The sequence below is a fragment of the Ensifer sp. 2TAB8 genome (genome assembly GCF_052115125.1).
In the GTDB taxonomy this organism is placed as follows: Bacteria; Pseudomonadota; Alphaproteobacteria; order Rhizobiales; family Rhizobiaceae; genus Ensifer.
Window position 1 is genome coordinate 45,938 of record NZ_JBFRGB010000019.1, and the last position, 26,395, is coordinate 72,332.

Genomic DNA, 26,395 nt, shown 5'->3' on the forward strand with positions numbered 1-26,395 from the left:
TTTGTGCCCGCGCGACCGACAGGTCGATCGCGGGATCGGCGTTTTTAACGGAAGCCCCTATGAAAACACACGCTCCGTCAGGGAAATCCCGGATTTCCCGCAAGGTGTCTCGTTTCCTTCACCACACGGTCCTGGTAGCCGCAGTGGTCCTCGGCGCCGCTCAAGCCGGCGCCGAGGAATATCAGCTTGGCACCATGGACAAGCTCAAGATTCGCGTCGCCGAGTGGCAGACCGCCGAAGGTGCGGTACGCGACTGGTCGGTCGTCACCGGGGAGTACACGGTCGGGCCGTCCGGCGCACTATCGTTGCCGTTCATCGGCGACCTGCCGGCGGCCGGCAAGACGACCACCGAGGTCGGGGAGGCGATCGGCGAGAAAATGCAGACGCTGTTCGGTCTGCGCGATCGGCCGTCCGCCTCCGTCGAACTCGCACAATATCGCCCGCTTTATCTTTCCGGTGAGGTCGAAAAGCCTGGCGAGTATCCATTCGTACCCAATCTGACGGTACTGAAGGCCATCAGCCTCGGGGGCGGATTGCGTCGATCTGACAGCGGCCAGCGTTTCGCCCGCGACTACATCAATGCCCATGGCGATTCGAGCGTGCAATCGGCTGAACGCAACAGGCTCTTGATCCGTCGCGCGCGCCTGCAGGCCGAAATTGCCGATAAGGAGGGCATCGAGCTGCCGAAGGATCTCCAGGGCGTATCCGGCATCGACAAGCTGCTTGCCAACGAGACAGCGCTGATGAGCTCGCGCGACAGGAAGCAGAAGCTGCAATTGAAGTCGCTCGCCGACTTGAAGGCATTGCTCGAAAGCGAAATCCAGTCGCTGGCAAAGAAGTCGGAAACGCAGAAGCGGCAGATGGAGCTGGCTGCTGAAGATCGCGAGAAGGTGGAGAGCCTGGCCGAAAAGGGCCTGGCGCTCAGCCAGCGCAAGTTGGCGCTGGAACAACGGGTGGCCGAATTGCAATCTGCTTTGCTCGACATCGATACGGCCTCGCTGAAGGCAAAACAGGATGTCAGCAAGGCGGCGCAGGACGAGACCAACCTTCGCAACGACTGGGACGCGCAATTGGCGCAGGACCTCCAGAATACCGAGGCAGAACTCGACACGCTGCAGATCAAGCTCGGCACCAGCCGGGACCTGATGGCGGAAGCCCTGCTGCAATCGGCTGAAGCGGCTCAGTCGAAGGACAATACGAAGGATGTTGTGATCGCCTATTCGATCATCCGCGAGCGTGACGGCAAGCCGTCCGAGATCGCAGCCGACGAAAACACGCCAGTGTTACCGGGCGACGTGATCAAGGTTCAAGCGAACCTCGCGACACAGTAGGACCGATCGTGAGGATTGCGAAGTCGAGCTTGATATCGCCTGACCGCAATGGTGTCTATGGCACCGTTGCGATCGCGCTGTCGTTCTTCGTCTTCGCCTATTCCTCGCGTTTCGGGCAGGTGTCGATCCTGCTTTATTACGCGCTGTGGCTGCCGCTCGTCCTTGTCGACTACCGTCGCGTGCTCGGCAACTACGGCAGGCGTCTGTGGATCCTCGGTTTTGCCGTCTTTGCCTGCCTGTCGGTCTTCTGGTCGGAAGCGCCTTCGATGACGGCACGCACAGGCATCCAGTATCTGTCGCATGTGGTGTGCGCGCTGATCGCCATGCGTCTGATCGATGTCAGAACGCTGACGCGCGGTGCGATCGCGGGGATCGGGATCGTGCTTGTCTATTCCCTGCTTTTCGGCGTCTACCATCTCGATCCGCTTGACGGCACCTACAGTTTCGTCGGCGCTTTCTCGTCGAAAAACCAGCTCGGTTTCTACGCTTCGCTGGGCATCTATTTCGCCTTCATCGCGCCTGTGGCACTTGGCGAGCGACGCTCCTGGCTGCTGGCGTCCGGCGCGGTCGGGCTGCTTGCGGCCTATTCGCTGCTGGCTTCGCAATCGGCCACATCCGTATTGACCACGGCGGTGATCATCGGGCTGTGGCTTGGCATGCGCGTCGTCGGCATGCTCTCGCCCGGCCACCGAAAGGGGCTGTTCCTGGCCGCCGTCATCTGCGGTGCGCTGGTCGCGGTCGCCGGGATCTATGGCGGCGGCGTCGATCTGGTGCTTGGCCTTTTCGGCAAGGATTCGACGCTGACTGGGCGGACCTATCTGTGGCAGCAGGGCATCGAGGCAGCCATGGCCTCGCCTATGGTGGGCGTAGGCTATCAGGCCTATTGGGTTCAGGGCTTCTCGGAGGCCGAGCGCCTCTGGGAAGAGTTCTACATCTCGACGCGCTCGGGGTTCCATTTCCACAACACCTTCATCGAGGCGATCGTCGAAACAGGCTTTATCGGGCTCGTTCTGCTATCGGGCATCCTGCTGACCACCGTTCTCGGTCACATCAAGCGCCTCCTGACGGAGGACCACGATATCCAGTCCTCGGTCCTCTTTGGCATCACGATGTTGCTGCTGGTGCGGTCTTTCGTGGAGATCGACATCATGAACCCCTATCACGTCGGCTCGTTCCTGCTCTATTTCGCCGCCGGCAAGCTGACCATGCCGCAAATCCGCCCGGACGCGCGCCCGGCTGAGATCCAAAGAGCGCGGATCGTGCCGCAGGGCGTGGCACAGCTGAGGTATTGATGGATCGGACCAGCGGGGGCTCGATGAGCACAATCTACGGGATCCAGTACCTGCGCGCCGTTGCGGCGCTGGGCGTGGTCGTTTTTCATGCGGCCGAACGCACTGGCCATCATTTCGCGATCGGCGCAGCCGGTGTCGACATATTCTTTGTCATCAGCGGTTTCATCATGTGGGTGATCAGCGAGCGCCGGCCGATGTCGCCGTTCTCTTTTTTGCGTGACCGCGTTCAAAGGATCGCGCCGGTCTATTGGCTGGCAACCGCAGTGATGGTCCTTGGCGGCCTTGCCGGGCTCTTTCCCAATCTCGTGCTCAGCCCAACGCACGTCGTGGCATCGCTGTTGTTCGTACCGATACCATCCCCGAGCACCGGCGAGGTCTGGCCGGTTCTCGTCCAGGGCTGGACATTGAACTATGAGATGTTCTTCTACGCCGTCTTCGCTTTGACGTTGCTGCTGCCGCGATCACGACGATTGCTGGCAATCAGCACTTGTTTCCTGCTGCTGGTGGGCTTGGGCTTTGCCATCGACACGGACAATGCGCTGTTTTCGACCTATACTCGGCCGATCATTCTCGAATTCGTGGCCGGCATGATCATTGCCGAACTGTGGCTGCGGGGCAGGGTGCCGGGAGGCAATGCCGGCCTGGCGCTCATCGCGATCGCGTTTTCAGGTTTTGCGGCGCTCGCCGTGTTTCGTCTGCCTTTCGACGAATTCGTGCTTGGGCCTCTGGCCGTCCTGCTTGTCGTCGGCACCCTGGCGCTCGAAAGCCGCGGCTGGTTTCGCCCTCGTGGGTTGCCGATGCTCCTCGGCGATTCGTCCTATTCCATCTATCTCTGGCACACCTTCGCCATATCGGTCGTGGTGAAGGTATGCGCCAGGGCAGGTTTGGATTTAGCGCTGTCGGCGTTTCTGGCCGTCTTGTCCGGGACGGCATTGGGCGTCGCCGCCTACGTCCTGCTCGAAAAGCCATTGACGCGGCGTCTGCGCCCGCGGATCGCGCCTAAGCCATTGCAGCAGGCGGCTTAAATCTCTTGGTGCGGCACCTGAAACGCCGCACCAAATCAGCTATCAGCAGATTATCAGGCGCCCTGGTTGCGCCGCGAATGCCAGTTCCAGGCGGTGCGGGTGATGTCCGCCAGATCGTATTGCGGAACCCAGCCGAGAATGTCGCGCGCCTTGTCGTTGTTGGCGACAAGGGTCGTGGAATCGCCTTCGCGGCGCTCGACCAGATCGACATTGAACTCGCGCCCGGAGACGTCGGCGATCGCCGTCAAGAGCTCCTTGACGGTCGTGCCTGTACCGGTGCCGAGATTGAGCTCGACGCTGTCGCCGCCCGCCAGCAGGTATTCGACGGCGCGCACATGCGCATCGGCCAGATCAAGGACGTGGATGTAGTCGCGCACGCAGGTTCCGTCGCGCGTATCGTAGTCCGTACCGAAGATCTTGAAGCTCTGGCGGCGGCCAAGTGCAGCGTCGATGGCAAGCGGGATCGCGTGCGTTTCAGGCTCGTGCCACTCGCCGATGCGGCCTTCCGGATCGGCGCCTGCGGCGTTGAAGTAGCGAAGGATCACAGACCGAAGACCCTTGTACTGGCCGTAGTCCTTCAGCGCCTGCTCGCACACCCACTTCGTCCGACCGTAGGGGTTGATTGGCGCCTGACGGTGCGTTTCGTCGATCGGCACGCTTTCCGGCAGACCATAGGTGGCGCAGGTCGATGAGAAGACGAAGGCCCCAACGCCTGCGGCGAGCGCGGCAGAAAGGAGCGTCAGTGTCCCGATGACGTTGTTGTCGTAGAAGGATACCGGATCCTTGACCGATTCACCGACCTCAATCATCGCGGCGAAGTGCAGGATTGCGCGCGGCTTGTGGCGGGCGAGCACCTCGTCGAGCCGTTGGCGGTCGCGGATATCACCCTTTTCGARCACGCCCCATTTGACGAATTCCTCGTGGCCGTTCGAAAGGTTGTCGTAGACGACAGGCTCGAAACCCTTGTTGGCGAGTTCGAGACACGTATGCGAGCCGATGTAGCCGGCACCGCCGACGACGAGGACTTTGTTGCTTTCCATGATGCTTACGATCCTTGGGAGGTTCAGAGAAATTGCCAAGACTTTTCAACGGATGACAACAATGTCGCCAATGCCGCGCGCAATCAAGCACGTGTGCATGTCGGGTATGTGGCGGTGGTTATCAGCGCGTTTCTTTCCACACCTGCGTGGGTTTGGGTCCGTCAAATTTGGTGGGAAAAACACAAGGAGGGACAATTAACTCGCTGGCGGCAGCGCGCTAGATGCTTCTTTCCGCTGGGTCGAAACATATAGCATATTAATTTACTAGATTTAATTGATAACTGCGACGACAGTCGTACCATAGCCTTCTGATTTTCGAAGGAAGGCTCTCATGACGATGAAACTGAAACGGCTTGCGTTCACCCTCGCGACGCTCGCAGCCACTGGCCTGACCCACGTTGGTGCCCGCGCCGAAGGCTCGGCGCCGGTAAAAGGCGGGACGCTGATCTATCTGGAGCAGCAGGCCCATACCAACCTTTATCCCCCGGCAGGCGGCTTCTATCCGAACGGCGGGATCCTCAATCAGATCACCGACAAGCTGACCTATCAGAATCCGAAAACACTGGAGATCGAGCCCTGGATCGCCGAGTCCTGGACGATCAACGCGGATACGACCGAATACACGTTCAAGATCCGCCCTGGCGTCACCTTCTCCGACGGCACGCCTCTCGACGCGGCAGCAGTCGCGAAGAACTACGACGTTTTCGGTCTCGGCAACAAAGCGTTGAAGCAACCGGTTTCCGAAGTCATCAACAACTATGAGCGCAGCGAGGTCCTCGACCCGCTGACCGTCAAGTTCTATTTCAAGCGTCCGTCGCCGGGCTTCCTGCAAGGAACCTCTGTCATCGGCTCCGGGCTCGTTGCCGCCAGCACGCTCGCGCTACCCTTCGAGGAACTTGGCGATGCGACCAAGATCATCGGCTCCGGTCCCTTCGTGGTCGAGAGCGAAGCGATCGGCAAGGAGCTGCAGCTCAAGGCGCGCGAAGATTACGTTTGGGGTCCGGCGAAACTCGAGCATCAGGGCCGCGCCTATCTCGATGGCATCACCTATATCATCACCGGTGAAGACAGCGTGCGCATCGGCGCGCTGCTCGCAGGGCAGGCGGATTTCATCCGTCAGGTCCAGGCCTATGATGAAAAGCAGGTCGAGGCGCAGGACTACCAGATCTACGCACCATCGACACGCGGCGTGAACAACAGTGTCGTTTTCCGCCCGGACAATCCGCTCGTGGCAGACGTCAAGGTGCGCCAGGCGCTGCTGCACGCAACCGATGCAAAGGAAATCGTCACGACGCTGTTCTCTGCCAACTATCCACAGGCCACCTCGATCATCGCGTCGTCCGCGCTCGGCTACAAGGATATCTCGGCAAAGCTCGCTTTCGATCCCGAAAAGGCAAAGGCGCTGCTTGATGAGGCAGGCTGGTCCGTCGGTTCCAACGGTCTGCGCCAGAAGGACGGCAGGGAACTTGTGTTGACCGCGTACGAATCCCTGCCGCAGCCGCAGAACAAGGAGACGCTGCAACTCGTCGCCCAGCAATGGGGCAAGGTTGGCGTGAAGCTCAACGTGCTTGCCGGGGATAGCGGCAGCAGGACGGTCGATGATCTCGATCCGCTGAAGACACCGGTTTCGCCGGCGATGGTCGGCCGTGCCGACCCCGATGTGATCAAGAGCCAGTACTATCCGAAGAACCGAGACGTGCTGCGTCAGAAGGGTGGTCTCAGCGACAAGGTCCAGGGCTTCGTCGACGACAAGCTGAACGGCTTGCTCGACGCACTGGCCTCCGAGCCGGATCGTGCAAAGCGCCTCGCCATCGCCGGTGAGATCCAGAACTACGTCGTGGATCAGGCCTATGCGATCCCGATCTTCGAAGAACCGCAGGCCTATGCCGGTGCGCCTTACGTACAGGGCGTCGCCTTCGAGGCTGTCGGGCGCCCGAGCTTCTACAGCACCTGGCTCGCGGAGCATTGATCGACACGCGGCCACCGCGCCTGCGGTGGCCGCCACTCCCCGAAATTCGCATGCAGAGGAATGGATCCATGTCCGCCTATTTGCTTAATCGCGTCGGACAGGCGCTTTTCGTCCTGTGGGCCGCATTCTCGATCTCCTTCGTGTTGCTGCAGGCGATGCCCGGTGACGCGATCCTCATCAAGTTTCAAAATCCCGATCTCGGACTGAGCGCCCAGCAGGTCGCAGAGATCCGTGCGTCCTATGCCGCCGATAGCCCCATACTCGTTCAATACGTGCAGACGATCGGCAAGTTCCTGACCGGCGATTTCGGCTACTCCGTTCAGGCGGGGGTGCCCGTCAGCCGTCTTCTTGCAGCGCATCTGCCGGCAACCTTGAAACTCGCCACCCTTGGCTTTCTCCTTGCTTCCGCGCTGGCAATCCTCATTGCCTTCCTCTCCAGCCTGACGCCATTCGCCTGGCTTCGCGGTGCACTGCAATCGGTTCCTTCGCTCTTCATCTCGATCCCCACCTTCTGGCTCGGGATCATGCTGATCCAGATCTTCTCCTTTCGCTTGAAGCTCGTTCCGGTCATCAATCCCGGACCCTGGCAGGAGTTGATCCTACCCGTGTTCACGCTCGCGGTACCGATTTCAGCGCCGCTCGCCCAGGTGCTTGTGCGCAACATTGACGAGGTCATGACGCGGCCTTTCGTCGGCGTCGCCCGCGCCAAGGGCGCGAACCGCCAGTGGCTTCTTTGGCGGCATGTGGCAAAGAACGCGCTCCTCCCGACGTTGACCATTGCCGGCGTGCTCTTCGGTGAATTGATCGCCGGGGCCGTAGTGACGGAAACCGTCTTCGGGCTCAACGGCATCGGTGGTCTTACCGAGCGCGCCGTCGGCAGCCAGGACGCTGCTGTCCTCCAGGCCATCGTCGTCCTCTCGGCGCTCGCCTTCGTGATCATCAACCTTGCCGTGGATCTGCTCTACCCAGTGCTTGATCCGCGCCTCAGGACAAAAGTCGGAGCTGCCGCATGACCACTTTCGATACGCTTCCCGATGACATCGCTTCGGATGCTATGCGGAGGTCAGATGGGCGACGCTCTCGCACGGTCTTGGCGCTGCGCCGCGTGCCTCCAGGGCTGGCCCTGTCCTGGCTCATACTGGCAACGGTTTTCCTTTGGGCGGTCGCCCCCTCGCTCTTCACTACCTATAATCCGCTCGAGGGTGTGGGCGGGGCGCAGTTGAAGCGGCCGAGTGCAGAGCATCTGCTCGGGACGGATGCTCTTGGGCGCGACCTTTACGCGCGCATCGTCCATGGTGCCGTGCATTCGCTGACGGGCGCCTTCGTTGCCGTTGGCCTCGGCCTGATTGTCGGCACCGGGCTCGGCGTGATCGCCGGTTCCGTCCGCCGACAGCTTGATGACGCGATCATGCGGCTTGTCGATGTCTTCCTGTCGATCCCGCCGTTGCTGCTTTCGCTCAGCATTATCATCCTTCTCGGCTTTGGCACGGTAAATGCGGCGATTGCCGTCGGCGTCACCTCGGTCGCGGGCTTCGCCCGATTGGCGCGGGCCGAAGTCGTTCGCGTAAGGCGCAGCGACTATGTCGAGGCGGCATTTGGCAGCGGCGGTACCTTTGTATCGGTCCTCTGGCGGCACATCCTTCCGAACTCGCTCACGTCCGTCCTCGCCTTCGCATCGCTTCAGTTCGGCTCGGCTGTGCTGCAAATCTCCACACTCGGATTTCTCGGCTATGGCGCGCCGCCACCGACACCCGAATGGGGTCTGCTGATCGCGGAGGGTCGCAATTACATCTCGACGGCCTGGTGGCTGACAACCGCGCCCGGCGTCGTAGTCGTTCTCGTCGTCCTGGCTGCCAACCGTATCAGCCAATCCTTTGGAAAGGCCGCAGCATGACCGTGATTCCTCAGCAGGTACCGCCCGTTCTCGAAGTCGAAGGTTTGTGCATCGCCTATGATGATGGGTCCACGGCTCGTCGCGCCGTTCACGATGTCTCGTTCCGCATCAATCCCGGCGAGGTTATTGCGCTGGTTGGGGAATCCGGCTCCGGCAAGACGACCACGGCGCAGTCGATCATTGGACTGCTTGCAGCGAACGGTCGTCTAGAACGCGGTACCATCAAGCTCAACGGAACCGACATTGCCCGCTGGACCGACCGGCAACTGGAAACGGTGCGTGGCGCCAGGATCAGTCTTGTGCCGCAGGATCCGGGGAACTCTCTCAATCCGGTCAAGACCATTGGCGCGCAAGTCGGCGAAATCTTCCGGATCCACGGTGCGCTACGTCCTGAAGAGATCGACGATCGGGTTATTTCCCTCCTCTCCCGCGTGGGCTTGAGCGAGCCCGCGTTGCGTGCGCGGCAATATCCGCACGAACTGTCGGGTGGCATGCGCCAGCGGGTGTTGATCGCGATTGCCATCGCCCTGAGGCCGCAACTGATTATTGCCGATGAGCCGACGAGTGCGCTCGATGTCACCGTGCAGAGACGCATACTCGACCTGATCGATGAGTTGCGAGCCGAGTATGGCGCTGCCGTCCTATTGGTGACCCACGATCTGGGCGTTGCCGCCGATCGCGCTGACCGGATCGTCGTTCTTCAGAACGGGCGAATTCAGGAACAAGGCGCAGCGAGCGTCGTTCTGGCGGCACCGCGCAGTCCTTACACGCGACAACTGCTTGCCGCTGCACCGTCGTTTGCCGCGCCGGTATCCAGGCCACCTAAAGTCCGTTCGGGCGTTCAGGACGATATTGTCGTCGTCGACGGTCTTGTTCGCGAATTTGCGGGCGTGGGCAAGAGCCGGTTTCGCGCGGTCGACGATCTGAGCTTTCGTGTCCGTCGCGGATCGACCCACGCGATCGTCGGCGAGTCTGGCTCGGGAAAGACGACGACCATCAGAAGTATCGTTGGTTTTGACAAGCCGACCGCTGGACGGATCGAGATTGACGGTACGGATCTTTCTGGCCTTACCGGGGAAGACCTCCGGCAATTTCGACGCAAGATCCAACTCGTTTACCAGAACCCTTACGGATCGCTTGATCCGCGCCAGAGCATCCTGCAGATCGTGGCAGAGCCGCTGCTTAATTTCAGCCGGCTCAGGCGCGCTGACCGCGAGGAGAAGGCGAGGGCGATCCTCGCGCGTGTCGGGTTGCCCGAAGACGCGTTTTCGCGACGACCGCATGCGCTTTCCGGTGGCCAGCGCCAGAGAGTGGCCATCGCCAGGGCACTTGTGCTCGATCCTCAGGTGGTGGTGCTGGACGAGGCGGTATCCGCTCTGGACGTAAGCGTCCAGGCGCGCATTCTCGCGCTCCTTCAGGAGCTGCAGAGCGATCTCGGCCTGACCTACCTCTTCGTGTCTCACGACCTCGCCGTCGTGCGCCAGATATCCGACACCGTCTCCGTCCTGAAGGATGGGCGCCTCGTCGATGGTGGCGCGGTCTCTGAGGTCTTCGAACATCCCAGCAGCGACTACACCCGAGAACTCATCAACGCCATACCCGGGCAAAAGCGCCGGGCCGCGGCCTGATGCGCTGACATCACAGATAGGACTGACCATGACAGAAACGACCCCGCGCAAGCGCCTCGGCTTTTTCACCCGCCTGCTCGACGACGTTCCCGCCGGTACCCGCTATTACTACGCCAAGGAGCAGATTGTGACGGCCGAACGCTTCGGCTTCGATACCGCCTGGGTGGCGCAGCATCATTTCCATGCCGATGAGGGCGGCTTGCCGGCGCCTCTGGTCTTTCTCGCGCACGTGGCCGCAGAGACGACGCGCATCCGCCTCGGCACGGGCGTCATCACCTTGCCGCTCGAAAACCCGACCCGGGTGGCGGAAGACGCAGCGGTTCTCGATTTGCTTTCCGGCGGCCGGCTAGAGGTCGGCTTTGGAACCGGTGGCACGCCGTCGTCCTTCACGGCTTTTGGTCTTGAAAGTGCGGAACGTGGCGCAGTCTTCGGTCGACATCTGCAGACGGTACTTGATGCCTGGGCCGGCCGCGCGCTCGCTGGCGGCGACCGTCTCTATCCCGCAGCGCCGCAACTGCTCGATCGCATTTGGCAGGCAACCTTCTCGGTTGCCGGGGGTGAGCGTGCCGGTCGCGCCGGCGACGGCTTGATGCTGTCGCGCACGCAACCGCGACCGCAGGAAAACCCGAACGCCTCACTGGCGGAACTGCAAAACCCGATCATCGATGCCTATCTGCACGCGCTTCCCCCCGGTCGTGCGCCCCGCATCCTCGGTTCCCGTAGCCTGTTTGTCGCCGATAGCCGGGCCGAAGCGCTGCGCCTGGCAGAGATTGGGTTGAACCGCGGCGCGGAACGCCTGATCGCCGCCGGCCACAAGGTTGCCGGCAACTCCCTTGCAGATCTGATTGCTGCATTCGACGTCCATGTTGGATCGGTGGACGATGTCATTGAAAGCCTCCGCAGCGACGAGACGCTCGAGCGTGTTACCGACCTTGTGTTCCAGGTTCATTCCGTCGATCCGCCGCACCCGTTGATCCTGCGATCGATCGAGTTGATCGCGACCAAGGTCGCGCCGGCGCTTGGCTGGGCGCCGCAAGAGAAGTTCCACGCGCGCCGCTTCGGCGCCGTTGGCTGAAACTGATATCCCCCAAAGGAGACTTATCATGACCCAAGTGTCGCCAGACATCATCGATCTGCTTGCCGGCATCACGCCGGGATCGAACCTCGACCGCGTGCGCGCTCAGCGACCCGAGACGCGTGAACAGGCACAGCAAAGCTACCTGGCGCTGTTTCAGCCCAAGACCGTCGGCGACGTGTCACTGGTGGAGCGGCAGGCGGTCGCGGGCTTTGTCGCCGGGCTGCACCGTCAGCCCGATATCTATGAATTCTACGTCAATCCGCTGGAGGAAGGTGCTGCGGGCCGTTGGCTTGTCGAGATAATGAACACCGAGATTGGGGCAGGGCAAGCCACAGGTCCCTATGGCAACTATCCCGAGGGGCCACTGAGCGTCGAGAACAAGGCAGGTCTGCTCTACCGTGTCTCGGAGACAAACCGTGACGTGCTCGGCGGCAAGCTCTCAGCCGCGTTTGAACATGCACATCTGCTGGTTTTCCGTCCGCGCGAGGCCAGCCCGCAAGCGTTGCAGGTGCTGCTCGATGCCGGCTGGACGACCGATGGCATCGTCACGCTGTCGCAACTCGTATCGTTTGTCGCGTTCCAGATCCGGGTGATCGCCGGGCTCGGCCTGCTTTCCGCCGCATCGAAGCGCGCCGCCGCATAAGCCACCGAAAGGAACCGCGACAATGACTGAACTTGCCATTATCCCCAGCGTGGAAAATTCTCCGGTGACCTTCACGCAGGCCGAGATCGGCTGGACACCGTGGCTCCAGCCCCTGGCGGAGGACGACCTGACCGAACGACATCTCCAAGGGCTTGTCGAAGCGGCGCGCGCCAAGTCTCCCTATTTCCGTCTGCTGGTGCGCGATCCGGAGGTACTGGAAGCCCGCACGAAGACGGACAAGGACATCTTCTACAATACCCGCACGGGCTTGCCGCGGGCCGAGCGCGAGCTAGCGGCCACGGCCGCCTCGCGCTCCAACGGCTGCATCTTCTGCGCCTCCGTCCATTCGCGCTTCGCGTCTCACCATTCGAAACGTGCCGACGACGTGCAGAAGCTGCTGGATGAAGGTGTCGGCGCCGATCTTGGCGAACGCTGGAACGCGATTGTTGCCGCTTCCGTCGCACTGACTGCGACACCGCCCGCCTTCGGCGAAGAGCATGTCGCTCGGCTGGCTGCGGCCGGACTAGATGAACTAGAAATCGCCGATGTGATCCATGGCGCCGCCTTCTTCAACTGGGCTAACCGTCTGATGCTTTCACTGGGCGAGCCGACGCCAGCCAATTGACCAACTCCTGATCCGGCGGTTGACATCCATCGTTGGCAACAAGAAAGCCCGCAACCTCGATCGAAGTTGCGGGCTCTTTCATCGGATGGCGTCGGATTAGAAGTTGCGCTGCAGGCGGACGAAGCCCGAGACGTAGTCGCGGTCGGTCGTGGCCGTCAGGTCTTCCTGGTTGTACTGAACCGAAATACGGGTCGCCAGACCTTCGGTGATCGCGTAGTCGAGCGTTACACCCGCGCGCCACTTGTCGAGGTCGTTGTTGAAGTCGTTGCCGGTGCGCAGGCTATCCCAGTACTGAACGCCGGGGGTGATCTTCAGCTTGTCGGTGGCCTTGAAGGCGTACGAAGCTGCAACGCTCCATTCCGACGCGCGCCAATAGGTGTTCGGGTTGGAAGCCCAGATGCCGGCAACCTGCAGCTGGCCCGGGCCGAGGTCGGCCGAGAGCAGCGCGCGGATCGCGCCTTCTTCCCACTCGGTGTCGTAGCCGCCGAGCAGGTCGATGGAAACGCCACCGAGCGTGGCCGAAACGATACCTTCAACGCCAACGCCGTTTGCCTTGGTGGACCAGCCCTCAAGTTCGTCAACGGCGATACCAGCCTGGAACGAGCCACCGTCATAGAGGTAGGCGATCGAGTTGAACTCGGTGACGTTGCCGATCGAGTCGGTTTCGCCGTTCAGGCCCTTGTCCCACCAGCTGTAGAAGAAGCCGGCCTTCAGGCCGCCGAGCTGGATGTAAGCTTCGTCGACGTCGATGCGGCTGTCGCCAGCGTCGGTGTCGTTGTCGGCGTTGAACTCAGCGGCGAAGAAGCCCGTGAGCGTGCCATACTCGGTGTCGCTCTTGGCAGAGAACGAGATGTAGGCGCGCGAGAAGGCATCCCAGTCAGACGTGCCAGCCGTACCCCAGCCCTGACGACCGTTGACTTCATCCGGACCGAAGGAGGTCTGGAAGCGGAGGAAGCCGCCGATCTTGAGGCAGGTTTCGGTGCCCGGGATGTAGAAGTAGCCGGTGCCGAAAGCGTCGCAAACGCGAACATATTCCATGGGCTCCGGCTCGGCTGCGACGATTGCGTCGGCTGCCAGGGCACCGGAGACTGCTGCGAGGGCGGCAGCGGAGCCGAGAAGAAGACTTTTGATATTCATACGGACGATCTCTCTAATGGTTTTCAAGGTCAACAAGGCCCGACCCTGGTGTCCCCCAGAGAATTATCGGCTACCTCGCTCGCGCTGCGACGAAATGAACCGGCCACGATGACTCGCGGCGGGCAGCGGCGACACCGCTATCATCGCCAAACGACAGTTTTGTAACAATTTTGTTTTGAATCTTCGCAGAATTTCTTTGATATATAGTGTGGCAAAATAAACACTATCACGTTTCTCTAAAATAAAAACGAGCGATTCAAGATAGTAATCAATCCGAACGATGTTTCTATACCGAACAATAGTGACAAAAATCTCTCATAAAAACTTCACAAACTACACATTGACGGATTAGTTGCTCTATTTTACCTAGTTCCGGCCTTTGAGAAGAGAGGCTTCCGGTGAAGAGCGCCGTCAACGATCAACAGTTGGCGGCGCAGTCATTTTTTAGGGGGCTACTCTAGGGCGCGATTGGTTCTTCGCGATCAGTGGTGCTGTGATCAAGATCCACTGCTTACGAAAGCGGCTGCTCCTGCTGTTTCGATAGCCGCCGCCGTTTGATGAAATGAAGCCAGTGGTTGAACACTCTCCGAGGACGCAGGGCGGCAAGGTGGACCAGCCCGCACGGCCGCATCGGAGATTTCGGCATGAATCGATGTGCATCCCCCATCTCCGCGGCAGTCATTTGCTCTTCGAATACATTTTCATCTTTCGCTGCAAAGGGGACTACGGCAGTAACGGCCATTGCCTATTCTTGCGAACCGGGCCCGGGTACATTTGCCTATGGGAAGTAGAACAGTGAGGAGCCCGCGGTGGCAGGACTTGCGGACAAAACCGTGCAAGTCGCCCCTCACCAACCACGCCGAGGAGACCTGTTTGTCTCTACCCGGTGACGAAGCAGTTACCGTTGGCCGATTGGGACACGTTCAGCCCGTGGACTTGGCGCGACCGTAAGGCGGATGCCAAGGCGAAGGTTGCGCTCGAACCGTGCCGCCCTCTTTCAAACAAGTGACCGACCTTCTTGGCTGACGCGGGCGGGCTCTGCCGCCTGATTCAGGCGCTATGCCCCCTGACGACGGTCGCCGCACCATCGGCGACCGATGTTCACGCAGGGAGGTGCGGTCCGGGCAGTGCTACTGTGTTGTCGCAACCGGCGCCTCCGCGCCGCGCCTGACGACCTTGCCCTCTTCGGCCTTGTAGAAGAACTGACTTGAGACAAGCCATCCCTTCAAGGGTCGAAGCGGTGGAATACATGTCAGCAGCATGAACGGGCCGGTGACGAGCAAGTGCACCCAGAGCGGAGCGCTGTATTGAACTTCAAGCCAGACGCCGAGAAGCACGCTTGGCACACAGGCGAAACAGATGACGAAGAAAGCCGGACCGTCCGCCGGGTCCGCGAAAGAATAGTCGAGACCGCAGACTTCGCATTCCTTGCGCATCTTCAGGAACCCTTCGAAAAGATGTCCCTGGCCGCAGCGCGGGCATCGGCCGCGCAGGCCGGTCTGCATGGGCGGGATGGGTGGCCACTCGTGATCCGAAGACATAGTCGTTCCTTTCAGGCGTCTCGTCCTGCGCACACTGGTGTTGCGCCGATGTTGCCTGGTATGCGGCCGGCCATTCCCGGATACCGCCTCAGGCTCCAGACGATTAAGCGCCCGAAAGCATACATTGTCAATTTATTGTATGCATACATTGCTGCGACAATTTCGCTCGCAGGAAATAAGCCCGTCGTCAAACCACGAGGCTCGATGCAGCGGGAGATTGGCCGAGGAGGTCAGCGATAGTCGACAGGCTGCGGCGCAGGTCTTCTTGGGTCGCGGCCGCACCAAGGCCTAAGCGCACGGCTTCCGGGGCTGCCCTGAGCGCAAAGGCGTCGCTTGGAACAACCGCGATGCCCGCGGCCTGCAGTCGACCGCTGAATTCACCGCGCGTCCAGGGTTGCGGCAGTCGCAGCCAGACGTGAAAGGCATGCGGGTCCGACAGGGCCGTGCCTTTTGGGAGGGTGTGGTCGACGATCTGTTGTCGAACGTTCGTTTCGGTGCGGATCGCGCCGAGGACAGCATCGGCCGTTCCATCCTCGATCCAGCGGGTCGCGATTGCGGCTGTGAGCGGTGAAGCCAGACCAGCAGTCGCCCGGATGGCGCCCTCGATTCTGACCGAGCTGCGGCTGTCTGGAACGACGAGATAGGCAACGCGCAGCGCCGGCGAAAGGCATTTCGCGAGGCCGCCGATGTAGTAGACAAGTTCCGGCGCCAGCGCGGCAAGTGCGGGCGGCGGCGCCACGGGAAGGGCGCCATAGGCGTCGTCCTCAATGATCGGTACGCCATGTCGCCGAGCGATCGTGACGATCGCCTCACGGCGCTCCAACGAGAGCGTGGCTGTCGTTGGGTTATGCAGCGTCGGGTTGCAGTAGAGAGCCTTTAAAGCGTGCCTTGAACAAATTTCGTCAAATGATTCGGGAATYAGCCCCTCTTCGTCGATCGCTACCCCCAAAAGCGTGATGCCGAGATGGGCGGCGAGCGCGCGAAGGCCGGGGTAAGCGATGGCTTCGGCGCATATGGCGTCGCCCGGCTTTGCCAGGCTGGTGAGTATCGCAAGGAGCGCGCCTTGCGCTCCGGGGCAGACCAGCATGCGTTCGACCTGCACCTCACCCAGACGCGGCCTTAGCCACGTGGCGCCAACGGCTCTGTTGTGTAGGGTACCGGCGGGGGCCTGGTAGCGCATCAGAAGGTCGAGCCCGTGCTCGGCCTGGAGTGCCGTCATGTCGTCCCAGAGCCTTGCGGCGAGCAGATGATCGTCGAAGAGCGGTGGCAGGTTCATGCTCATGTCGACAATGCCGCTGGTGGCGGGGCGAGCAATCCGCGAGCGCCGCGCCTTGACGTAGGTGCCCTGGCCGACGCGGCCCTCGACGAGGCCGCGATGTCTTGCTTCGTTGTAAGCGCGGCTGACGGTCGTGAAATCGATCGCAAGTGCCTCGGCGAGCACGCGTTGCGGCGGCAATCGCATGCCGTCCGAAAGGCGTCCGTCGGCGATGTCTGCGGCAATGGCGTCTGCGATCGCGAGATAGAGAGGGCCATCTGCCTTGCGTATGGTGGGACGCCACGAGATCTGCAAGCGTTCGTCGTTCATTACAGCAATATCCGACGTTTATGATTGTATGGATATTGCATGTTTTTGCATCGTCGGCAAGCAGATGCCTGACTTAGCGCCGCTATTGTCTGACTGAAGTCGCCGTTGCCAATAGAACGCCGAATCCCACCAACAAGGCTCCGAAAGTGCGGTCGATCCAGTGCCGCAGTCGAAACAGGCGAACGCGCACGATACCGGTTGAGAAGAACAGTGCCACGAGGGCAAACCAGACGACATGTGCGGCCGCGATGAAGCCGCCATAGCCGACTTGAACAATGAGTGGTGTCGTCGGCTCGACGACCTGCATGAAAAGGCTGACGATAAAGACTGTCGTCTTCGGGTTGAGCGCGTTGGTCAAGAACCCGGTGCGCAGAGCGCCGAGATCGGAGAGTTCGGACGCAGCAGCATCTTGTGGCCCTTCTGTGGGTTTTGCCCGCAGCATCTTCAGGCCGAGCCAGACCAGATAGGCGGCACCGCCAAACTTCAGAATGCTGAAGAGCACGATCGATTGCCGGATGATCAGGCCGACACCGAGAATGGTGTAGCCGACATGGATGCAGACGCCGGCGCCGATCCCGAGCGCCGTCAAGACGCCGGCCCGCCGGGACAAGAGAAGGCTGTTGCGCGTCACCATCGCGAAATCGGGCCCAGGGCTTATGACAGCCAAGATCGTGATGGTGACTACTGCTAACAGTTCGGTCATTGCTTTTCTCGCTCGTACCGTTGATGCTACGCTAGACTTAAGCGACAATCGGGTCGGCGACTAACGATGAATCCTGACGTAATTGGTGAGCACAGATCACAGACCGACGCCGTTCGTCTCCCGCCGTTGGCAGCGCTCCGCTGCTTCGAGGCGGCGGCGAGGCTGGAGAGCTTCAGCCGCGCTGCGGACGCCCTGCACTTGACTCATGGCGCGATCAGCCGGGCAGTCCGTGTCATCGAGGACGAGTTGGGGGTGGCGTTGTTCGAAAGACGAAGCCGCCGCGTCTTCCTGACAGATGCCGGCCGCAAGCTCGCCACTGCTGCGCGCGAAGGCTTCGCGCTCGTTGAAACCGCGGTCCGGGAGATTCGGGAAGAGGTGAGGGCGCCGGCGCTCGTGGTCTCCTGCGAGCCGACGCTTCTGATGCGTTGGCTCATCCCGCGGCTTCCGGACTTTCAACAGCGGCATCCGGATGTTTCCATACATCTCGTTGCCGGCGGCGGCCCGGTAACGCTGGGGCGCGGCATCGACCTCGCGATTCGGCGAAACGACTTCGTGCGAGCCGAGACGGTCCATGCAACCCCGCTGTTTCTCGAGCGTACCGGCCCGGTCTGTCGCATCGATAAGGTCGCAGACTATTTCGACCGACCCGATGCAGGGAGCCTGTCGACGCTGCGTGCCGAGGCGGCGCTTCTGCATTCGCGTAGCCGCCCGGACGCTTGGGAAACCTGGGCAGGGCTCGCCGATTGCCGCACGCTCGGGCGACGCTCGCAAAGCTTCGAGCATTTCTACATAAGTCTTCAGGCCGCGGTCGCCGGAATCGGTGTCGCGATCGGCCCCTGGCAGCTTGTTCGCGACGACGTCGAGAGCGGCATTCTGGCCGCGCCCTTGGGATTTGTCGAGGACGGAACGGTCTATGATCTGCTCGCGCCAGCAGCCATTGTCGAGCAGAGCGCTCAAGCCAAACTGCGTGACTGGCTGTTGGAAGCCGCTATCTGAACCGAAGCGTTTTCATTTCTGTTATTTGCATAAAGAGGAGCAACGTCATACGTTTACCAGCGAAGCACGCACAACCGGTGATGCCGATCACGCGACGGCTGTGTATGCCATCTGAAATGCAATCGATTCGACCCCGCGGGTCCCGGAGCGGCGCCATGACTATCCTCAAAACCGATCTCGACCACGGGTGCGGCGCGATGCGCCGGTCCGCTACGCCACGCCGAAGCGCACTGAAAATGGAGCGGCGCACATTGAAAACCCTGCTCGCGCCAGCAATCACGGCATGCCTTGTCACCCTGGCAGCACCGGCTGTGGGTCACGCCGCCAGCTGCAAGGATTCGGCGTCGCCTGGCGCGGATTGGACCGACTGCAACAAGAAGGCACTGATGCTTGGCGGCAGCGATCTTCAGGGCGCGAATTTGGTCAATACGGACTTCACCTTGACTGACCTGCGGGGCGCCAATCTGACAGGCGCCAACCTGGAGAAGGCGACGCTGGTGCGCTCATCGGTGGCTGGCGCGCTGGCCGATGGGGCGAACTTTTCGAAGATCGAGGCCTATCGCTGCAATTTCGCGGGTATCGCTGCCGAAAAGGCATCCTTCGTCAACTCCGAGCTGCAACGCGCCAATTTCAGTGGAGCCCGGTTGACGGGGACGAGCTTCGAGAAGGCCGAACTCGGCCGTGCCAATTTTGACAGGGCGGAATTGACCGGCACCCGCTTTTCTCACGCCAACCTGTCGCGCGCCAGCTTCGCAAACTCGAGCTTCACGGGGCCGATCGACTTCGATGGCGCCTTCATGTTTCAGACCAGGATTGAGGGCGTGAACCTCTCCGAGGCGACCGGGCTTGAGCAGGAGCAGGTCGACATGACCTGCGGCGACGGCTCGACCAAATTGCCGGCCGAACTGAAGACGCCGACAGGCTGGCCGTGCGCCACCGACTAGAGACAGGCGCTGCCTCCAAAAGAGACAGCGGAGCCTGTTATGTTTAAGTCAGGTGCCGCCTCGCAGCGATGGCGAGGCATTCCTTGAAAGCTTCCAGATCAGTGAAACGATCGGCCTCAGGCACCTCGCGTTTGATCAGCGCGCCCTCGCGGCGAAGGATGCCGCCATCCAGCATGAGATTGTCGGCCATGTCGAAATCTTCGATGCTGAGGCCGTCGGGGCCGGCCATGCGTCCGTCAGGGCGCAGCGCAGCGTTGCCATTGTAGTGATCGTTGAGGATCCGCTCGTAATAGCTGCGTGAAGTATTTGTATAGGCGTAAACGTGCTTGCCGTGGCCGCACATGAAACCCAGTTCGAACACCGTGCCGACGTCGGCACTGATACCGCGAAACGGCGTCAGATTGGCAATGATCATGTCGGAGGCAAGCATCATGCCCTCGTCGACGGCGTAGATCGCCAGACCACGCTCATGTTTGGTGGGAGCCGGAGGGATCTCGAGATCACCTGGAACCAGTGGCGTGAAGCCGGCCGCGCGCGCCAGCGCCGCCTTCTCCTTCTGGATCTCGACCGAATTGGACAGAAAAACTTCCGGGCCAGCGAGATAGACTTTCACGCTTCATTCCTCCTCACATTGCAAGCGGCCAATCTAAGAGGGCAACCGCGCCGCGCCTAGCCATCGTTGGAAGCAAGCGCGCTTACCCACGGAATTTTCTCGCCTTTTGTCAAAACGGAATGGACGCGAACGTTGAAAGCATGCCGCTCTCGGCCGCGATGGACAGAGGCGTCAAGCATCCGCTATGTCTCGCGTACGGTCACAATTCTAATGAGGCGCGCCCCATGTCCACCCAGCCTTTGACAACCTACGTCGGTGTCGCCCACCCGTGGATGTGCGACACGATGGGGCATATGAACGTGCGCCACTACGCGGCGATGTTCGATGATGCGAGTTTCCAGCTTCTCGGCCATATCGCCGGGATCGAAGCCGGATCAGACCCGGACAGGGGCTGGGCGGATGTGCGCGCCGAGGTCGAGTACAAGCACGAGACCAAGGCGGGAACGCTCCTTACCATTCGTTCGCGCGTCATCAAGCTCGGGCGCTCGTCGGTGACCTTCGAGCAGGTGATGTCCGGAACGTTCGATGGTGTCGTACATGCGGTCAACAGGACGACGACGGTGCGGTTCGACCTTCAGGCGCGCGCCGCAATCGCGCTGGAGCCGGACGCGCGGACGCGGGCCGAGACGCTATTGTCAGATGAGCGGGCGCTGTCTCGCGATCAGTCGGCGTAGACCCGCTCTTCGGCCGGTGTCTCATTAATCAGGCTCTGCAAGCCGGCGATCAGCGCCTTCTCGGCGCGGTTCAGCGCCTTCTCAGGGTTTGTCAGCATGAAGATGTCGATGGCGGGCGGATTGTCGTAGGGCGGCAGGCGCCAGAGGAGACCATCGGCCACATCACGGCGGGCAACGTGCAGCGGCAGCGAGCCGACGCCGAGACCTGCAAGCGTCATCCGGCGCACCTCTTCCAGACTTGACGAAACGCCGACGACGTTGGCGTTGAGCTTGGCCTCGCTGCGCAGCAGAGCGACGGGCCGGAGCGCATCGGCAATGTGGTCGGTGTGGAAGGACACCGAGGTTTCTCCCTTGAGGTCGCCAAGCTTCAACCCTTCCTTTCCGAACAGTCGGTGGTGCGGGCCACAGAAGAAGCCGAAGAATTCCCTATACATCATCAGGTAGTCGAGCGCGGGATCACGCACGCTGACGAGACACAGGCCGAAGGAGGCCCGTTTCTCCCGGAGTTGCCGTGTCACCTCGCCGCTCGGTGCAACGTTGATGGTCAAGGTCGCACGCGGGTAGCTGCGATGAAACTCCATCAGCGCCCGGTCGAAAATCGGCGAGACCACATGGCTCGCCACCGCGATCGTGACGTGGCCCGTGACATCGTCGCTAACGCCGCGCACGAGCAGCGGCAATTGCGAGATCGTGCCGAACACCTCGACGCTTTGCTCGTAGAGCAACTGCCCAACCTCGGTGAGATCGAAACGCGTCGCATCACGCTCGACCAGCCGGCGGCCGACGCGATCTTCCAGTCGGCGCAGAGCGTTGCTGACGCTTGGTTGTTTGAGGTTCAGCCGTTCGGCTGCGCGCGTGATGCTCTTGACTTCGGCGATCACCACAAAGGTACGCAGAAGGTTCCAGTCGAGCTCCCAGACGAGCCGTTCCAATCGAGGTGAAGCCATTCCTGAAATCTATGCCTTCTATTCCCATTATCTATTTGCGCAATGCTGACGCAGAAGCAATCATGAAATTCGGAAGACGCCTCGATGCCGATCCCAAGCGCACAAGAAGGCGCGTTCATTCCAGAGGAGCAAGGAACATTTCATGAAGAGCCTATTCTCCGGCCTGCTGGCCGCGACGCTGACCATTGCTGCGACTTTTTCCGCCGTCTCGGCCAAGGCCGACGACCTCGAGAGCGTCAAGGCGGCCGGCGAACTGAAGATCGCGATGTCGGGCCAGTATCCGCCGTTCAACTTCGTCAATGAAGAAAACCAGGTCGTCGGCTTCGACGCCTCGATCGGCCAGGCGATTGCCGAGCGGGTCGGCGTCAAGGGCACGTTGGTGACGACTGCGTGGGACGGCATTATCGCCGGGCTGCTCGCCAACAAGTACGACACCATCGTCGGCTCGATGACGATTACGCCGGAGCGCGAGAAGGTCGTCGATTTCGTCGGCCCCTACTACCATGCCGGTCGCGCCGTCTTCGTCAGTGAGGAGTCGACCGTTCAGAAACTCGACGAACTCAAGGGCAAGACCCTCGGCGTGACGCTCGGCGAAACCCACGAAAAATGGGCGCGCGAGCAGGGCGGCTGGGACGTGCGCACCTACAAGGGTCTGCCGGAACTGCTGATGGAACTGAAGAGCGGCCGGGTCGATGCGATCGTCGTCGACAACATCCCGGTCATGGTTGCCGTCAAGGAAACCGGCGAGAAGGTCCGTCGCCTGGAAACCCCCGACATCGAAGGTGGCAGCGTTGCGATCGGCATCGCGATCCGCAAGAACAACCCGGAACTGAAAGCGGCGATGCAGAAGGCGCTCGAGGACATGCTGGCAGACGGCTCCTACGAGAAGATTGCCATGGAATGGGTCGGCAGCGACATCCGCTGACCTGACGCCTCCCGCACTCCGGCCGCCGCGAAAGCCGCGGCCGGAAGTCACGAGTTTGCCTTCCGGAGTTTCCCAATGGACGTTTCGCTGGTGCAGCGCGTCTTCCCGTTTTTCGTGGAAGCGGCATGGATCACGATCGAGATATCGGCACTTGCGCTCGCGCTTGGCTTGGTGGTCGCGTTCCTGATAGCCGCCGCCAAGATGTCGCGCTCATTCCTGCTGCGGGCCTTCGGCACGGCCTATGTCAGCCTGTTTCGTGGCACACCGTGTCTGATCCAGCTTTTCGTGCTCTATTTCGGCGGCCCGCAGGTCGGTATCAATCTCGAACCGTTTGCCGCCGGCGTCATAGGGCTGGGGCTCAACATCGGCGCCTATATGGCGGAGTCCATTCGCGGAGCCGTGCTTTCGGTTGATCGTGGCCAGACGGAGGCGGCGCGCTCGATTGGCTTCAGCCGGTTGCAGACCATGCGCAAGGTGGTGCTGCCGCAGGCGGCAAGGCTGATGATCCGGCCGCTTGGCGTCAACGCTGTTGCTCTCGTCAAAGGCTCCGCACTCGTCTCGACGATCTCCGTGGTCGAACTCACCTACACGGCGCAACGCTATATCGGCTCGACCTACAAGCCATTCGAGATCTTCGGCGTTGCCGCCGTGCTCTACATGCTCATCGTCTATGTCGTCGCGCGGATCGTCGATCTGCTTGACCGACGCTACGCCATAGCCTGAGGGGGGACGGTCAAATGCAAGGTCTCGATTTCAGCGTCGTTCCGCCCTATGCCGATATCATCTGGATGGGCGTCTGGTGGACGGTCGTCCTCACCATATCCGCCGCCGCGATCAGCTTCATCTTCGGCATCGTTTTCGCTCTCGTCGTTCTCTATGCGCCGAAGACGGTGGCCTTGCCGGTACGGGCATTCATGTGGCTGTTCATGGGCACGCCGCTGCTTCTACAGCTTTTCCTGATCTATTACGGGCTCGGACAATTGGGCTTCAAGATCCCGGCGCTGATCGCCGGCATCATCGGTCTCGGCCTGCACTTTGCCGTCTACAATGCCGACATCCTTCGTGCCGGTATCGTCGCCGTCGATGTCGGGCAAACGGAGGGTGCCCGCAGCCTTGGCTTCGGTCGGATGCAGACCTTGCGGTACTTCATCGTGCCGCAGGCGATCCGCAACACCATTCCAGCCATGGGCAACAACCTGATCGTGCTTCTGAAGGAATCCTCGCTGGTCTCGATCATCGGCATCGCCGAACTGGTCCATGCGGCCCAGCTTGCGATCAGCGAGACATTCCGACCGTTCGAATTCTACATCACGGTCGCGGCACTCTATTACATTCTCAATCTCGTCCTCGAAGCGGGTCTGCGCCAGGTCGAAAAGAACGCGGAGGTTTCCCGATGATCGCACAGAAACCCATGGTCGAGGTAAAGGGTGCCCGCAAGAACTACGGCGCTCTGGAGGTGCTCAAAGGCATCGATCTCTCGGTCGCGCGCGGCCAGATCGTCGCGATTATCGGCCCGAGCGGCTCCGGCAAGAGCACGCTTCTAAGGTCAATCAACCACCTCGAGACGCTCAATGGCGGCGAAGTCTGGCTTGACGGCGTCCAAGTCAACCAGCACCTGAAGGGCCAGGCTTTCGAAAGGCACATCAATGTGGTGCGCCAGCAGATGGGCATGGTGTTCCAGCACTTCAATCTGTTCCCGCACCTGACGGTCCTGCAAAACATCACCATGGGGCCGATCGTCCTGAAGGGAATGGCGAAGACTGCGGCACGCGAGCTTGCGATCGAGCTCTTGTCGAAGGTCGGCCTCGCCGACAAGGTCGATGCCTTTCCTTCCCGCCTTTCCGGCGGACAGAAGCAGCGCGTCGCGATTGCTCGCGCGCTTGCGATGCAGCCGAAGGTGATGCTCTTCGACGAGGCGACCTCAGCGCTCGACCCGGAGCTGGTCGACGAAGTGAACGCGGTCATGAAGCAGCTCGCGGCCGAGCATATGACGATGCTGATCGTCACGCACGAGATGCGCTTTGCCGGCGAGGTCGCCGACCGTGTCCTGTTCATGGATGGTGGCGTCGTCGTCGAGCAAGGGGCGCCGAGCGAGATCTTCCGCCAGCCGACCCAGGAGCGCACGCGCGCGTTCCTCAAGAAATATCTGGCTGCGTGAGGGGGAAATGATGGGACATCAGGATCAATACCCTGATTTCGGACTGACGCCGGAACAGCGCCGTGAGGCGGTGCTCGGTCACTACTACGAATATCCCGGCATGGACGGCGCGCGCGGCGAGATCTGGTGCTACACAGACGCCTATGCCTATCCGCCCGGTGCTACCGTGCGGCTGCAGGTCAGCTCCACTGCGCCTCAATTCTCGATCGAAGTCGTGCGCGACGGAGCCACAGAGCAAACCGTCCTGAAGCGTGACGGTCTTTCCGCCCGCTGGCAGGAAGCGCCGGACCAATGTTCAGTGCTCGGCTGCGGCTGGGAGACGGGCTTAGAATTCAAGATCGACGAAAACTGGCCGTCCGGCGCCTACCGTATCACGCTGAGAGCCGAGGGCAGGGATGGCAAGTCGATCGAGTGCCACCATCTCTTCATCGTGCGGCCGCTCGCCGGCCGCAAGCCCGGCCGCGTGCTGCAGGTCGCCGCCACCGGTTCCTGGACTTCATACAACACCTGGGGAGGCTCCAACCACTACCAGGGCATCACCGGTCCCAACCGCGATCAGTACGCGACGACGGTCAGCATCGAGCGGCCCTTCTGCCGCGGCTTCGTGATGCTGCCGGCAGATGCGCCGCGCGTGCCGCTCGAGATCTATGCGCCGATGGCTGTCGCACCGCGCTACCCGCATATGGAATGGGCCTATGCCAATGGTTATTCGAAGAAATATGCCTCTTCCGGCTGGGCAAGCTACGACAGCCACTTCTTCCGCTGGGCGGAAAGGAAGGGCTATGCCGTCGATCTCGCCAGCCAGCATGAGCTGCATTTCAACCCGGAAATCCTCGACGGCTATGACTGTGTCGTCTTTGTCGGCCACGACGAATACTGGACCTGGGAAATGCGCGATGCGGTCGACGGTTACGTCGAGCGCGGCGGCCACGCAGCGCGCTTTGCCGGCAACTTCATGTGGCAGACGCGCCTCGAAGACGGTGGCAAACGCCAAGTCTGTTATAAGTATCGTTCACGTGCAGAAGACCCGGCCTTTCGCTCGGATGATCCGACGCGCACCAGCGGCTCCTGGGAGGCGGCCGAGATCGGCCGGCCAGGATCTGCGACGTTCGGGCTCAATGCCACGCGCGGCCTTTATGTCGGTTGGGGTGGCTGCGCCCCGCGCGGTGCGCGCGGATTCCCGGTCTACCGACCCGAGCATTGGGCTTTCGCCGGAACCGGCATCTACTACGGCGACATTCTCGGCGCCGAAGGCCACGCCTTCGGCTATGAGGTCGATGGCCTCGACTACATTATACGCGGCGGACTGCCCGAGCCGACCGAAGACAGCGGCGCGCCTGACGGGCTTGAAATCCTTGCGCTCGGCATGTCCTCGCTGAAGGAGGAAAGCGCCGACATACCCGCCGACGATCAGTTCCTTTCGGATGCCGACGCCAAATTTGTCGCTGAAACCCTGATCGGCGATCATGGCGAGGCTGCCGTCGAGCGCGTCAAGCGCGGCTGCGGCATGATCGTCAATTTTCCGCGCGGCAAAGGCGAGGTGTTCCACGCCGGCAGTTGCGAATGGGTGGCGGCTCTCAAGCGCGGCGACGCGATGGTCGAGCGCGTCACCGCCAATGTCCTCAATCACTATCTCACTCGCTGACA

The 26,395-nt window shown here is 61.3% G+C and carries 25 protein-coding genes; 18 read left to right on the top strand and 7 right to left on the bottom strand.

Annotated elements, in window-relative coordinates:
- Positions 1 to 59: 59 nt before the first annotated feature.
- From AB4Z53_RS25705 to AB4Z53_RS25715, 3 genes are read left to right on the top strand one after another with little or no spacing between them, the layout of a single operon-like run.
- Positions 60 to 1,331, top strand: coding sequence for a polysaccharide biosynthesis/export family protein (locus AB4Z53_RS25705; protein WP_441598392.1), 1,272 nt, complete (start codon positions 60 to 62; stop codon positions 1,329 to 1,331).
- Between the two features lie 8 nt (positions 1,332 to 1,339).
- Positions 1,340 to 2,623 carry an O-antigen ligase family protein gene (locus AB4Z53_RS25710; RefSeq protein ID WP_441598394.1) on the top strand — a complete coding sequence of 428 codons (1,284 nt, stop codon included), beginning with the start codon at positions 1,340 to 1,342 and terminating at the stop codon, positions 2,621 to 2,623.
- A 23-nt stretch (positions 2,624 to 2,646) separates the two neighbouring features.
- Positions 2,647 to 3,648, top strand: a complete 1,002-nt coding sequence (locus tag AB4Z53_RS25715; protein ID WP_441598396.1) for an acyltransferase family protein — start codon at positions 2,647 to 2,649, stop codon at positions 3,646 to 3,648.
- A gap of 53 nt (positions 3,649 to 3,701) precedes the next feature.
- Here the strand turns inward: AB4Z53_RS25715 and galE are convergent, their stop codons facing one another.
- A complete protein-coding gene (galE, locus tag AB4Z53_RS25720; RefSeq protein ID WP_441598398.1) occupies positions 3,702 to 4,688 on the bottom strand; it encodes a UDP-glucose 4-epimerase GalE in 987 nt (328 codons plus the stop codon).
- 331 nt (positions 4,689 to 5,019) lie between these two features.
- Here galE and AB4Z53_RS25725 point away from each other — a divergent pair, with 331 nt between their 5' ends.
- From AB4Z53_RS25725 to AB4Z53_RS25755, 7 genes are all read left to right on the top strand, one after another.
- Positions 5,020 to 6,657: a TIGR04028 family ABC transporter substrate-binding protein gene (locus AB4Z53_RS25725; RefSeq protein WP_441598399.1), complete on the top strand. Its 1,638-nt coding sequence runs from the start codon at positions 5,020 to 5,022 to the stop codon at positions 6,655 to 6,657.
- Between the two features lie 68 nt (positions 6,658 to 6,725).
- Positions 6,726 to 7,670, top strand: a complete 945-nt coding sequence (locus AB4Z53_RS25730; protein WP_441598401.1) for an ABC transporter permease — start codon at positions 6,726 to 6,728, stop codon at positions 7,668 to 7,670.
- Between the two features lie 41 nt (positions 7,671 to 7,711).
- Complete coding sequence (locus tag AB4Z53_RS25735) at positions 7,712 to 8,551, top strand: ABC transporter permease (protein WP_441598460.1); 840 nt, start codon at positions 7,712 to 7,714, stop codon at positions 8,549 to 8,551.
- Positions 8,548 to 10,179 carry a dipeptide ABC transporter ATP-binding protein gene (locus AB4Z53_RS25740; RefSeq protein ID WP_441598462.1) on the top strand — a complete coding sequence of 544 codons (1,632 nt, stop codon included), beginning with the start codon at positions 8,548 to 8,550 and terminating at the stop codon, positions 10,177 to 10,179. Before AB4Z53_RS25735 ends, AB4Z53_RS25740 begins: the two co-directional genes overlap by 4 nt.
- A gap of 28 nt (positions 10,180 to 10,207) precedes the next feature.
- Entirely contained in the window at positions 10,208 to 11,254 is a 1,047-nt protein-coding gene (locus AB4Z53_RS25745) for a putative FMN-dependent luciferase-like monooxygenase (protein WP_113540632.1), read from the top strand.
- A 28-nt stretch (positions 11,255 to 11,282) separates the two neighbouring features.
- Entirely contained in the window at positions 11,283 to 11,900 is a 618-nt protein-coding gene (locus tag AB4Z53_RS25750; RefSeq protein ID WP_441598404.1) for a CMD domain protein, read from the top strand.
- Positions 11,901 to 11,922: 22 nt separating this feature from the next.
- A complete protein-coding gene (locus AB4Z53_RS25755) occupies positions 11,923 to 12,525 on the top strand; it encodes an alkylhydroperoxidase domain protein (protein WP_441598406.1) in 603 nt (200 codons plus the stop codon).
- Between the two features lie 96 nt (positions 12,526 to 12,621).
- Here AB4Z53_RS25755 and AB4Z53_RS25760 read toward each other — a convergent pair whose 3' ends face one another.
- From AB4Z53_RS25760 to AB4Z53_RS25775, 4 genes are all read right to left on the bottom strand, one after another.
- A complete protein-coding gene (locus AB4Z53_RS25760) occupies positions 12,622 to 13,662 on the bottom strand; it encodes a porin (protein ID WP_113540635.1) in 1,041 nt (346 codons plus the stop codon).
- A 1,130-nt stretch (positions 13,663 to 14,792) separates the two neighbouring features.
- The gene (locus tag AB4Z53_RS25765) at positions 14,793 to 15,203 is read right to left on the bottom strand and encodes a DUF983 domain-containing protein (RefSeq protein WP_441598408.1); all 411 of its coding nucleotides are present in this window, start codon (positions 15,201 to 15,203) and stop codon (positions 14,793 to 14,795) included.
- Positions 15,204 to 15,390: 187 nt separating this feature from the next.
- The gene (locus tag AB4Z53_RS25770; RefSeq protein ID WP_441598410.1) at positions 15,391 to 16,788 is read right to left on the bottom strand and encodes an aminotransferase-like domain-containing protein; all 1,398 of its coding nucleotides are present in this window, start codon (positions 16,786 to 16,788) and stop codon (positions 15,391 to 15,393) included.
- Between the two features lie 82 nt (positions 16,789 to 16,870).
- A complete protein-coding gene (locus AB4Z53_RS25775; protein ID WP_441598412.1) occupies positions 16,871 to 17,491 on the bottom strand; it encodes a LysE family translocator in 621 nt (206 codons plus the stop codon).
- 66 nt (positions 17,492 to 17,557) lie between these two features.
- Between AB4Z53_RS25775 and AB4Z53_RS25780 the strand changes: the two genes are divergently transcribed.
- A complete protein-coding gene (locus AB4Z53_RS25780; RefSeq protein ID WP_441598414.1) occupies positions 17,558 to 18,487 on the top strand; it encodes a LysR family transcriptional regulator in 930 nt (309 codons plus the stop codon).
- A 236-nt stretch (positions 18,488 to 18,723) separates the two neighbouring features.
- Positions 18,724 to 19,431, top strand: a complete 708-nt coding sequence (locus AB4Z53_RS25785; protein ID WP_441598464.1) for a pentapeptide repeat-containing protein — start codon at positions 18,724 to 18,726, stop codon at positions 19,429 to 19,431.
- A gap of 43 nt (positions 19,432 to 19,474) precedes the next feature.
- Here the strand turns inward: AB4Z53_RS25785 and AB4Z53_RS25790 are convergent, their stop codons facing one another.
- Positions 19,475 to 20,044, bottom strand: coding sequence for a nucleoside 2-deoxyribosyltransferase (locus tag AB4Z53_RS25790; protein WP_113540641.1), 570 nt, complete (start codon positions 20,042 to 20,044; stop codon positions 19,475 to 19,477).
- 224 nt (positions 20,045 to 20,268) lie between these two features.
- Between AB4Z53_RS25790 and AB4Z53_RS25795 the strand changes: the two genes are divergently transcribed.
- Positions 20,269 to 20,718: an acyl-CoA thioesterase gene (locus tag AB4Z53_RS25795; protein ID WP_113540679.1), complete on the top strand. Its 450-nt coding sequence runs from the start codon at positions 20,269 to 20,271 to the stop codon at positions 20,716 to 20,718.
- On the opposite strand, the gene AB4Z53_RS25800 is transcribed toward AB4Z53_RS25795, so the two are convergent.
- Complete coding sequence (locus tag AB4Z53_RS25800) at positions 20,706 to 21,665, bottom strand: LysR family transcriptional regulator (protein ID WP_113540642.1); 960 nt, start codon at positions 21,663 to 21,665, stop codon at positions 20,706 to 20,708. The genes AB4Z53_RS25795 and AB4Z53_RS25800 overlap by 13 nt on opposite strands.
- 142 nt (positions 21,666 to 21,807) lie before the next feature.
- Between AB4Z53_RS25800 and AB4Z53_RS25805 the strand changes: the two genes are divergently transcribed.
- The 5 genes from AB4Z53_RS25805 to AB4Z53_RS25825 all read left to right on the top strand — a co-directional run bounded on the left by AB4Z53_RS25805 (position 21,808) and on the right by AB4Z53_RS25825 (position 26,393).
- A complete protein-coding gene (locus AB4Z53_RS25805; RefSeq protein ID WP_113540643.1) occupies positions 21,808 to 22,590 on the top strand; it encodes an ABC transporter substrate-binding protein in 783 nt (260 codons plus the stop codon).
- A gap of 75 nt (positions 22,591 to 22,665) precedes the next feature.
- Complete coding sequence (locus tag AB4Z53_RS25810) at positions 22,666 to 23,313, top strand: amino acid ABC transporter permease (protein ID WP_441598417.1); 648 nt, start codon at positions 22,666 to 22,668, stop codon at positions 23,311 to 23,313.
- A gap of 14 nt (positions 23,314 to 23,327) precedes the next feature.
- Positions 23,328 to 23,987 (top strand): amino acid ABC transporter permease, encoded by a 660-nt coding sequence (locus AB4Z53_RS25815; RefSeq protein WP_223728943.1) that lies wholly within the window; start codon positions 23,328 to 23,330, stop codon positions 23,985 to 23,987.
- Positions 23,984 to 24,748, top strand: a complete 765-nt coding sequence (locus tag AB4Z53_RS25820; RefSeq protein ID WP_441598419.1) for an amino acid ABC transporter ATP-binding protein — start codon at positions 23,984 to 23,986, stop codon at positions 24,746 to 24,748. Before AB4Z53_RS25815 ends, AB4Z53_RS25820 begins: the two co-directional genes overlap by 4 nt.
- A 7-nt stretch (positions 24,749 to 24,755) precedes the next feature.
- Positions 24,756 to 26,393 (top strand): N,N-dimethylformamidase beta subunit family domain-containing protein, encoded by a 1,638-nt coding sequence (locus AB4Z53_RS25825; RefSeq protein WP_441598421.1) that lies wholly within the window; start codon positions 24,756 to 24,758, stop codon positions 26,391 to 26,393.
- Positions 26,394 to 26,395 lie beyond the last annotated feature (2 nt).